Here is an 11347-nt window from a genome sequence, read left to right as displayed (position 1 = left end):
GGTATTTTTTAATCTGTGTCTGAAATATCAGTTTTTTAACAGTACACTTTTTTCACATTTTCGAGTCTGGCAGACATGTTTCTGAGAAGAAGGTCAGCCAGTGTGAGGGCGGTCATTGATTCTACAACGACGACTGCCCTCGGTACAATGACAGGGTCATGCCTGCCGAGGACTTTGATCTCGGTATTTTCGTGATCAATGTTTACAGTAGGCTGTGTCTGTGCGATGGATGCTGTGGGTTTTACGGCTGCTCTGAGGACAAGGCGGGAACCATCGCTCATCCCACCGAGTATCCCGCCTGCGTGGTTGGTTTTTTTGAGGACCACACCATCCTGTGAGAAAAACGGGTCATTATTTTTACTCCCTGTGGATCGTGAAGCGCAGAAACCATCTCCGATCTCCACTCCTTTTACAGCTCCGATGGACATGACGGCGTGTGCGAGGAGAGCGTCCAGTTTATCAAAGACAGGTTCGCCCAGACCTGCCGGAAGACCTTCTGCAACGCATTCAATGATTCCGCCGCAGGAATCACATTCTGCCATCAGGGAGGAGATATATTCCCCCGCATTTGCGGCAGTGTGATTGTTCGGCATATAGAGTGGGTTTTCCGTGATCTCTGACATATGGTAATCTTCTTCCGGGACAGAGTAAGGTCCGATGGACTTTGTATATGCCTGCACACGGATGCCCAGCTCTTTCAAAAGGAGTGAAGCGACAGCGCCTCCCGCTACCCTTCCTATTGTCTCACGGCCTGATGAGCGGCCGCCTCCCCGGTAGTCGCGGAAGCCATATTTTTCCGTAAACGGATAGTCTGCATGTCCGGGGCGGAATAATGATGCTATATTCCCGTAATCCCTGGAACGCTGGTCCTCGTTGCGTACAATGAGAGAAATTGGCGTGCCGGTCGTTTTTCCCTCAAAAACGCCGGAAAGGATCTCAGCCGAATCAGATTCATTTCTTTTTGTAGTATATTTGCTCTGTCCGGGTTTTCTCCTGTCGAGGAAACTCTGGATATCATCCTCAGAGATCGGGATGCCAGCGGGACAGCCGTCGATCACGACTCCAATCCCCGGACCGTGGGACTCTCCCCATGTAGTGATGCGAAATATTGAGCCAAAAGATGAACCGCTCATAGATAAACTCCTTTCTATTCCAGTATGGAATGAGACATTTTTAACATATACAGTGTACTTCTCTTTGGAAGATCAGGTACAAAAACATTTTCATTATATAGGACATCTGTGGAAATTGACAAGAAAAATACAGTCTTTTTTCCTGTTATCGTGTCTGACTTTTGAAAAAAAGAGATGGAAAGAACGAGGAAATGTAACAGTTTAACAGTTTTTAACAGATTTTAAGTTTTTGTGAATGGACAATAATTTTCTGTACTTTTTTTTATAAACGTACTATAATGTTGCCGTAATATTGTATAAGGAAAGAGATGGGAAGGCTGATGAGCAGAAAGAAAAGAAAAAAACAGTCAGATACACATCAGGGAGATATAGAAATCCTCAGTGAGGAAGGGTTTGAGGATGCCGGGGAAGAGGCGGACGATGCAGCTGACGTATTGGAAACGGACCAGGCTGAGGATACTGCGGGAAAAGAACGCGGTGAAGAGGACCCGGTAGAAAGCAATGAAGATCCGGCAGAAGGTGAGGGGGATCCGGCGGAAGACGAGGAAGATCCGGCGGAAGACGAGGAAGATCCGGCGGAAGACGAGGGAGATCCTGAAGAGGACCTTGTGTATGTGGATCAGGAGGAAGAAGTGGAGAACGGGGAGAAAAAAAGAAAAAGGAGAAGAAGGCGAAGAGCTGCGAGAAAAGCAAACAAAGAAAACAAAGAGAAAAAAGGCCTGGGGAAAAAGCCCTGGATCATCGCAGGGAGCATTGCAGGCGGATTGATCGTGATCTATCTCGGGATTTCTGCATTCTTTATCGGACATTTTTTTATAAACACTACGATAAATGGCAAGGACTTCTCCGGCAGATCGGTAGCAGATGTCGAGGAATACCTCAAAGAGCAGGTTAAAGATTATGAGCTTGAACTGATCGAACTGGACAATGCGTCAGATGTGATCAAAGGGGCAGATATTTCCCTGGTTTACAGAGAAGATTCCAGTGTAGAGGACGAGCTGAAAAAGCAGAATCCGGTCTTATGGATCACTTCGCTTTTTTCAAAGACCAGCCAGAATGTCAGTATCAAAGTAGATTATGATGAAAATGCGCTTGAAGATAAGATACAGTCTGTTAAGGCGGTCACACAGGAGCAGACGGAACCTGCTTCAGCATATCCGAAGTTTGATGGAAATTCATTTGTAGTAGAACCTGAGGTTTATGGGACTGCGGTCAATATGGAAGTCCTCACCGAAAAGATCAAAGAACATATCACGGAGTTTGAGCCGACACTGGATATGCTTGAGGAGGAGTGCTACAAGCTGCCGAAATATACCGCTGAATCGCCGGAGGTGCAGGAAGCATGCGACACGATGAATCAGTACTGCAAGGCGAGTATTACGTATCCCATGACGGAAAATGTCGTAGTAGATAAAAATCTGATCTCTACATGGCTGACATACGATGAAAATATGCAGGTGACATTTAATGAAGATGCAGTCAGGGAGTGGATGGCGACTTTTGGAGCAACGTACGACACTGTGGGAGCGACAAGGACGATCACCTCGCCCAACGGCAAGACAGTTGAAGTTTCCGGCGGGACGTATGGATGGTCGATCGATGAGGAGACAGAGGCACAGAATCTGATCAACAGTATCAAGAATGGCGAGGTGGCAACAAGGGAGCCAGCTTATGCCCAGACAGCGGCATCGCATTCCGCGCAGGACTGGGGGACTACATTTATCGAGGTGGATCTTTCTGCCCAGCATATGTGGTATATCGTGGACGGATCCGTTGCGTTCCAGGCGGATGTGGTCACAGGGCTGCCCACACCGGACCGGGCGACTCCGTCAGGGGTATACTCTATACTTTATACGGAAAGAAATGCTACCCTGGTAGGGGAGAAAGACCCGGCGACAGGGGAACCGATCTATCGGACTCCGGTGGCTTACTGGATGCCGTTTACCTGGCAGGGGCACGGGTTCCATGACGCTACATGGCAGCCCGGATTTGGAGGGAGCCTGTATCAGAGCCTTGGTTCGCACGGCTGTGTGAACATGTCATACGGTGACGCGGGCACACTGTTCGGAATGATCAGCGCCGGGACTCCGGTCGTCCTTCATTACTGATGGGACTGTATATGGAAAACGAATACGAGGTTGACAGGAATGTATGAACTGCTGAAAAAAGACGGCAAGGCAAAACGCGGGCGTTTTCATACCGTACACGGGACGATCGAAACGCCGGTATTTATGAATGTGGGGACAGCGGCCGCTATCAAGGGGGCTGTGTCCACAGACGACTTAAGACAGATCAAGACACAGGTAGAGCTTTCAAATACATATCATCTCCATGTGAGGCCCGGAGATAAGATCGTAAAGAAACTGGGCGGACTGCACCGTTTTATGAACTGGGACAGGCCGATCCTCACAGATTCAGGCGGGTTCCAGGTATTCTCCCTGGCGTCTCTGCGGAAGATCAAAGAAGAGGGAGTGCATTTCCATTCCCATGTTGACGGCAGGAAGATCTTCATGGGACCTGAGGAGAGTATGCAGATACAGTCTAATCTCGGTTCCACGATCGCAATGGCCTTTGATGAGTGCCCGTCCAGTGTGGCGGAAAAGAAATATATTGCGGATTCTGTGGAGCGTACGACACGCTGGCTGAAACGGTGCAAAGCTGAGATGGCAAGACTGAACTCTCTGCCAGATACGGTCAATCCCCATCAACTCCTGTTTGGGATCAACCAGGGCGGGATCTACGAGGATATCCGCATCGCGCATGCCCGGCAGATCACAGAGCTGGATCTGGATGGTTATGCGGTGGGCGGCCTTGCCGTTGGTGAGAGCCATGAGGATATGTACCGCATCCTGGATGCGGTCGTTCCGCATCTGCCGGAGAATAAGCCTACTTATCTGATGGGGGTTGGGACTCCGGCGAATATCCTGGAAGCAGTGGACCGCGGGGTTGACTTCTTTGACTGCGTCTACCCGACCCGGAACGGAAGGCATGGGCATGTGTATACGGACCAGGGTAAGTTAAATCTTTTCAATGCAAAATACGAACTGGACGACAGACCGATCGAGGAAGGCTGCGGATGTCCCGCGTGCAGGAGCTACAGCCGCGCCTATATCCGGCATCTTCTCAAAGCAAAGGAAATGCTTGGCATGAGGCTGTGCGTGCTTCATAATCTGTATTTTTACAATTCAATGATGGAAGAGATCAGAGACGCTATTGATGCGGGAGAATACAAGGCTTATAAAAAGCGGAAGCTGGAAGGGATGCTTCGGGGAAATTCCTGAAATGCCTCTTGAAGATTGTCTTATTTTTGTGTATAGTAATCTTATTGCGTAATGAAAGTTAGGAGGAAATCTGATTATGGGTGAATTGTTAATGATGGTCATCTGGATCGCGGTAATGTTCGGAGTAATGTGGCTCCTGCTCATGCGTCCTCAGAAAAAAGAGCAGAAGAGGATCCAGGCAATGCTCGCATCCATGGAAGTCGGGGACACAGCTCTGACAACAAGCGGATTCTACGGAGTGATCATTGATATTACAGAGGATGATGTGATCGTGGAGTTCGGGAATAATAAAAACTGCCGTATCCCGATGCAGAAAGCTGCGATCGCTCAGATTGAAAAACCGAACGCAGAATAAAGGATACGTCGGTAAATATGGTTACAGCCGGAAGGGAAGCCTTCCGGTTTTTTTATGAGAAATCTGCCGGCTTTTTTATGAGAGATTACGGGTGTAAATTTTTTGAATGTGATTACTAAATTACAAAAAAGTGAATATTGTTATATTCCGGTCGCAAATGTACAAGACAGGCAGGGCAGAAGCCGGTATAATCTCCTGTGATAATATCATTGTGAGTGGCAGCGTAAGATCATGCCATTCAGGAAAAGGAGGAGAGAAACCGTGCATTTTAAGAACAAAGCCGGCAGAAAGGATGGCGGGGATGATATGCTCCGTCTGTATTATGATGAGCCTGCGCCCATTACCGGGATCGACAATCCGTCACGGGACACGGACACAGGGTTTGAGGAGTATTCCCTTCCGCTGGGATGCGGATATATGGGGGTCAATGTGTGGGGCGGGACAGAGACAGAGTCCATCTATGTCACTGAGAACAGCCTTGCGAATCCATATCAGAAGAATGACGGCAACTCAGATACGAGCAACCGTACCGGGCTGAACCTGCTCGCAAAGACATGGATCGATTTCGGCCATGAGGAGGAGAACGTGTCCGATTACAGCAGGGACCTGGTGCTTGACGATGCGACAGCGCATGTGAGCTATGAGTATGACGGGGTCACCTATTCCAGGGAATATTTCACCAGCTATCCGGATAAGGTCATGGCAGTGAAACTGGACGCATCTGAGAAAGGGGCGCTCAGCTTTACCCTGCGGCCGGAAGCACCATTCCTGTGCGATTATTATATCGAGCCGGGAGACGGTATGGGAAAGACCGGACAGGTAGAGGCATCGGTGGATGAAGAAGGAACGGAAGGGACGATCGTGCTTTCCGGAACTATGGAATACTATCAGATCAATTATGAAGGGCAGTACCGGGTGCTTCCCCAGGGCGGGACCATGGAGGCTGTCGAAGACGGGGACGGGAACGGGCAGATACGCGTGGAAGGCGCGGACAGTGCGGTCATCCTGCTTGCGGTCGGGACAAACTATGAGATGACTTCCGAGACGTTCCTTAACTCTGTGAAAGAGAAGCTTGACCCGGACAGCTATCCCCACGAGAAAGTGACAGGATATCTGGACGAGGCGGAAAAATATGGCTATGAGGAGCTCAGGGAGCGCCATGTGGAGGATTACCAGACCTATTATTCCAGAGTGAACCTGGATATCGGCGGAGAGGATGAAGGAAAGACGACAGACCAGCTCCTGAGCGAATACAAGAAGGGCACATACAGCCCGTATCTTGAGGAACTGTTCTTCCAGTACGGGCGGTATCTGCTGATCGCATCCTCAAGGGAAGGATGCCTCCCGGCCAATCTCCAGGGCATCTGGAATGCCTACGAGGATACTCCGTGGAGCGGCGGATACTGGCACAATATCAATGTGCAGATGAATTACTGGCCGGCATTTGTCACGAATATGCCGGAACTGTTCCAGTCGTACGCTGATTTTAACGAGGCGTTCAGGAAGCAGGCGGAAGGCAACGCGGATTCTTATCTGGCTGCCACAGGCTCTGAGCTGAAGGCTCCGGATGGAACAGGGGAAAACGGATGGGCGATCGGCACCGGCGTTTACCCGTATACTGCAGGAGCGCCCAGTGCGGGAGGCCATTCCGGACCGGGGACCGGGGCGTTCACCAGCATGCTTTTCTGGGACTGGTATGATTTTACAAGGGATGAGGAAATCCTGGAAGAGCATACCTATCCGGCTGTGGCAGGGATGGCAAAGTTCCTCTCCAAGAGCCTGACCGAGCAGGATGGGAAATATCTGATCTCCCCGTCCGCTTCGCCGGAGAACGCGAATAACAAGCAGACTGTGGGATGTGCTTTTGACCAGCAGATGACATGGGAAAACCATAATAATCTGATCAAGGCAGCAGAACTTCTCCGAAAAGAAGACGATTCGATCGTACAGACCGCAAAGGAACAGATCGATAAACTGGATCCGGTCAATGTAGGTTATTCGGGACAGGTGAAAGAATACCGGGAAGAAAATTACTACGGCGAGTTCGGCGAGGCCCAGCACCGCCATATCTCACAGCTTGTGGGACTCTATCCGGGAACATCGATCAGCCATAACACGCCGGCATGGCTGGATGCGGCAAAAGTTTCTCTGGAAAAGCGCGGGCTCGGCTCCACAGGATGGTCGATCGCCCACAGGCTCTGCGCATGGGCGAGGATCGGCGATGGAGATGTCTGCTATCAGGAGCTCCAGCAGCTTTTGAAGACAAAGATCATGGATAATCTCTGGGATACCCATCCGCCGTTCCAGATCGACGGGAACTTCGGGGCTACCGCCGGCATCGGGGAAATGCTCCTCCAGAGCCATGAAGGCTATATCTCTCCACTGGCAGCCCTTCCATCCGCGTGGGCAGACGGAAGCTATGAGGGACTGCTGGCGCGCGGGAATTTCGTCGTGGACGCAGAGTGGACAGACGGGACTGCGACAGAATTCCAGATCACGTCACAGTCAGGCGGAACCTGTACCGTAGATTATCCGGGACTCGCAGAAGCGGATGTAAAGACCGCTGACGGCGACGCTGTGGCAGTGAAGACAGAAGGCCAGGACAGGATCTCCTTTGAGACGGAGAAAGACCAGACTTATGTGATCTCAGGCATCCCTGTGGTCAGGGATCCCCAGGCTCCGGCAGAACTGAGGGCGGAAAGCACAGAAGGCGGTATGGCCCTGACATGGGGCGAGAGCGGGGACGCGGTCAGCTACCGGGTATATGAAGCGGTGAATGACGCATCGGATTATACGCTCGTAGCGGAAGACATCAGGGATACAGAATATCTCTATGAAGCGGCGGACATGGCGGAGTTGAGGGCGGAAGACCGCGTGACCATGCGTGTGACAGCGGTGGATGCCGATGGGAGGGAAAGCGAAGGCACTACCATGCAGATCCTTCCGATCACGGCTCCTGAGAGTGTGACCGGATACGCTGTGTCTGACACTACGGTCCAGCTTGTCATCAGCGAAGTGGACGGGGCGGACAGCTATGTGGTCTACAAACAGGATGGAGACGAGTGGGAGAGACTGTACCAGACAGAGTATTCCACTGTTTATGTAGAAAAGGAAGAAGGAGCAGCCTATGCGGTGAGCGCAGTCGGAGACGGAAGGGAGAGCGGCATGACAGAGGCTGTGATCCGGGATTCTGCCGAACTGGATAATATCCTGCTGGGCAAGACCGTGAAAGTCACAAGCGGCCAGACGATCCATTCAAGCTATCCGGCAGAACTGGCTGTAAACGGGAAAACAGATCCCACTGACAGCAGCGACCGTATTGCCCTCAACGGAGATAAAAAAGGCTCCTGGACAATGGAGATCGACCTGGAAGGGGCTTATACCCTGAAAACACTTTCTATCGTTGAGTGGAAAAACGGCGAGGGAAAGACCCGCTCAAAGAATACAACGGTGGAGATCCAGGATCCGGAAGGAGAATGGGAGACTGTACAGAGCGGATTTGCCTGCGTATGCGGCGGTACAAAAACAGTTGATATGAAGCAGAAAGAGGCTGTGAAGATCCGCATTACCTTTGACAACCAGGGCGATCCGGCAAAATATGCAAGTATCACTGAGGTGATGTGCTCCGCGGTCATGCCGGAACAGGCGGATAAGCTGGAACTTTTCCGGGAACTGCAGGAAATCTCAGGGCTTGACCTGGACCAGTATGTATTGAGCGCTGAGAGGAGAGAACTCCAGGAGGCGCGGGAAGAAGGCACGGCACTCCTTCAGGATATAACTGCCGGACAGGATGCTGTGGATGCGTCTGCGCAGCGGATCAAAGAGGCAAGGGAGAAGTTCCTTGAAAGCGGGGCGGAGAAAAACATCATGCTCCGCCAGAAGATCGAGGCGGGCAGCGCACCCCAGAATGAGTCGAAATACCCGGTCGAAGCGATGGTAGACGGAGACAGTACGACACGCTATGCGGGAGATGACAGACAGAATACGCTTACCGTCACAGTCGAACTGGACGGCACATACAGGATCGATACGCTTTACGTCCAGGAATTCCTTGAAAAGAACGACGGATACAAAACGCGGGGGGATGAGACAACGATCGAAGCGCTCTGCGGAGGCGAGTGGGTCACGCTGGTCGACAAAAAGGCGCTCAAATCCGAACCGGACCAGGACGGACAGTCTCAGGGAACCAATATCTTTGAACTTAAGGAGCCGGTCAATGCGGACGCGCTGCGCTATCAGTTTAAAAATACAGACGCTTCAAAGAGGATCACGCTCTATGAGCTCCAGGCATCAGGGGTACGTATACCGTCTGTGGCCGGAGTGGATGAGCCTGCCGGGATCACGGTAAAAGAAGGGACTGCGTTCAGCGAGCTGGCCCTTCCGAAAGAGGTTACGGTGACATTGGATGATGGGACGTCAAGACAGCTGCCGGCAGAATGGTCAGAAGAAGGATATGACAAAGATACGCCGGGAGAGTATACATTGACCGGGGCACTCACACTGGGAGACGATATCCTGAATCCTCAGGGCATGACCGCGTCACTGACTGTGACTGTGGTTTCCACCGTGTGGGAACGTCTGGACGCCGCGATCATTAGCGCCCAGTCAAAGGATCCGGAAGATTATACGGAAGAGAGCTGGTCCGCAGTGCAGGAAGCACTGGATGCAGCACTCAAAGTGAAAGACGCGGCGGATGCGGACGACCAGGCGGCGGAAGAGGCGGCGGATGCGCTGGAACAGGCAATAGAGGATCTCGTGAGGGACGTGGACAGGACCAGGCTGGAAAGCAGTATCAGCGGTCTGGAAAAACGGACAGAGATCAAAGAACTGGAAGATCTGGTCAGCCAGGCAGAAAAGCTGGATCCGTCACTCTATACCGAGGACAGCTGGAATGCCATGACAGCCGAGCTGAATAAAGCCAGGGCGGTCCTTATATCTGCGGATGAGGACAGTGTAAAAGAAGCAGTGAGTGGCTTAAAGGCAGCTGTGGAAGCGCTCGAGAAAGCGGACCAGCCGCAGCAGCCGGATACAGGCGGTGCCGGAGATGAGGGTAATACCGGGGACGGCAGCGGCACAGCCAGCAGCGGTGGCTCTGGTACATCCCAGGACGGCGGCGCCGGCAGCGGGCAGCAGGCTGCGGTCCGGACCGGGGATCCCGTACGCGCGGGATGGCTCCTGGCACTGACGGGAACTGCGTTTGCAGCGGCAGCAGGGGCACTGGTATGGAAAAAAAGAAACAGGTAACAGAGAAAAGGTAATACAGGGAAAAAGCGAAATATAGCAGACCGGCAGATGCGCCGGGGTCTGCGCCGGCAGCGGCAGAAGAAAACGGGGGAAATCTCCCGGCAGCCGCCAGGGCGCGGATCCCGGCGCTCTTATATTTTAGAGCGCCCTCTATTTTTATGCCTGAACTACTTGAAACAAGCGGGGAAATGCGGTATGATTAGTAGTAACATTTTGACTTAGAAGGGAAGAAAAACTATGGAAATGAAGATCGGAGTGATAAAGGGGGATGGGATCGGCCCTGAGATCGTGGACGAGGCGATGAAAGTCCTCGACAAGGTCGCAGAGGTATACGGCCATTCCCTTTCTTATACACAGCTTCTCATGGGCGGGGCGTCTATTGATGTGAACGGAGTGCCCCTTACGGATGAGACTCTGGAAGCGGCGAAAGCCAGCGACGCGGTATTGATGGGATCCATCGGCGGAGACGCGAAGACTTCCCCATGGTATCAGTTAGAGCCGTCCAAAAGGCCTGAGGCAGGGCTTTTGCAGCTCAGAAAAGGGCTGAACCTGTTCGCAAACTTAAGACCCGCGGTGCTCTATGAAGAATTAAAAGGCGCGTGTCCCCTGAAAGAAGAGATCGCGGACCGAGGATTTGACATGATGATTATGAGAGAGCTGACCGGAGGACTCTATTTCGGAAAGCGCAGCACCCGGGAGGAGGACGGAGTGCTTGTGGCGAGAGATGAGCTTACATACAGTGAGACAGAGATCCGCAGGATCGCGAAGCGCGGCTTTGATATCGCCATGAAGAGAAAGAAAAAGGTGACCAGCGTGGATAAGGCAAATGTCCTTGACTCTTCCCGGCTCTGGAGGAAGATCGTAGAGGAAGTAGCAGCGGATTACCCGGAAGTTGCGTTAGAGCATATGCTGGTTGACAACTGTGCAATGCAGCTTGTGAAAGATCCGGCACAGTTTGACGTGATCCTGACCGAGAATATGTTCGGGGACATTCTTTCAGATGAGGCAAGTATGGTGACCGGCTCCATCGGGATGCTTGCAAGCGCCAGTCTGAATGACACAAAGTTCGGTCTGTATGAGCCCAGCGGCGGTTCTGCGCCGGATATCGCGGGCAAGGGAATCGCAAACCCGATCGCGACCATCCTGTCGGCAGCGATGATGCTGAGATACTCCTTTGATCTTGACAGGGAGGCAGATGCAGTTGAGAAGGCGGTAGGGATGGTATTGAAAGACGGGTATCGGACCATTGATATCATGTCAGAAGGAAAGAAACAGATCGGTACAAAAGAGATGGGTGACCGGATCTGCACATATATCGGAAAGTGAGGTTTGAC

Annotated in this window: 6 protein-coding genes; 5 read left to right on the top strand and 1 reads right to left on the bottom strand. The window is 51.9% G+C overall.

Annotated elements, in window-relative coordinates; translation table 11 throughout:
• Window positions 1-35 precede the first annotated feature (35 nt).
• Complete coding sequence (gene aroC, locus B5G27_RS01850) at window positions 36-1133, bottom strand: chorismate synthase (protein WP_087177280.1); 1098 nt, start codon at window positions 1131-1133, stop codon at window positions 36-38.
• Between the two features lie 320 nt (window positions 1134-1453).
• On the opposite strand from aroC, the gene B5G27_RS01845 reads away from it, so the two are divergent.
• The 5 genes from B5G27_RS01845 to leuB all read left to right on the top strand — a co-directional run bounded on the left by B5G27_RS01845 (window position 1454) and on the right by leuB (window position 11339).
• Window positions 1454-3241, top strand: coding sequence for a L,D-transpeptidase family protein (locus B5G27_RS01845; protein ID WP_087177718.1), 1788 nt, complete (start codon window positions 1454-1456; stop codon window positions 3239-3241).
• 39 nt (window positions 3242-3280) lie between these two features.
• Window positions 3281-4414, top strand: a complete 1134-nt coding sequence (gene tgt / locus B5G27_RS01840; RefSeq protein WP_087177279.1) for a tRNA guanosine(34) transglycosylase Tgt — start codon at window positions 3281-3283, stop codon at window positions 4412-4414.
• A 76-nt stretch (window positions 4415-4490) separates the two neighbouring features.
• The gene (gene yajC / locus B5G27_RS01835; protein WP_087177278.1) at window positions 4491-4769 is read left to right on the top strand and encodes a preprotein translocase subunit YajC; all 279 of its coding nucleotides are present in this window, start codon (window positions 4491-4493) and stop codon (window positions 4767-4769) included.
• Window positions 4770-5030: 261 nt separating this feature from the next.
• A complete protein-coding gene (locus B5G27_RS01830; RefSeq protein WP_162611165.1) occupies window positions 5031-10013 on the top strand; it encodes a glycosyl hydrolase family 95 catalytic domain-containing protein in 4983 nt (1660 codons plus the stop codon).
• A gap of 237 nt (window positions 10014-10250) precedes the next feature.
• Entirely contained in the window at window positions 10251-11339 is a 1089-nt protein-coding gene (gene leuB, locus B5G27_RS01825; RefSeq protein WP_087177276.1) for a 3-isopropylmalate dehydrogenase, read from the top strand.
• The last annotated feature ends 8 nt before the right edge of the window (window positions 11340-11347 follow it).

It is taken from the genome of Lachnoclostridium sp. An76, assembly GCF_002161355.1.
Classification (GTDB): Bacteria; Bacillota; Clostridia; order Lachnospirales; family Lachnospiraceae; genus Mediterraneibacter; species Mediterraneibacter caccavium.
The sequence above is the reverse complement of the archived record's forward strand: the minus strand, read 5'-3'. Positions and strand labels throughout refer to the sequence as shown.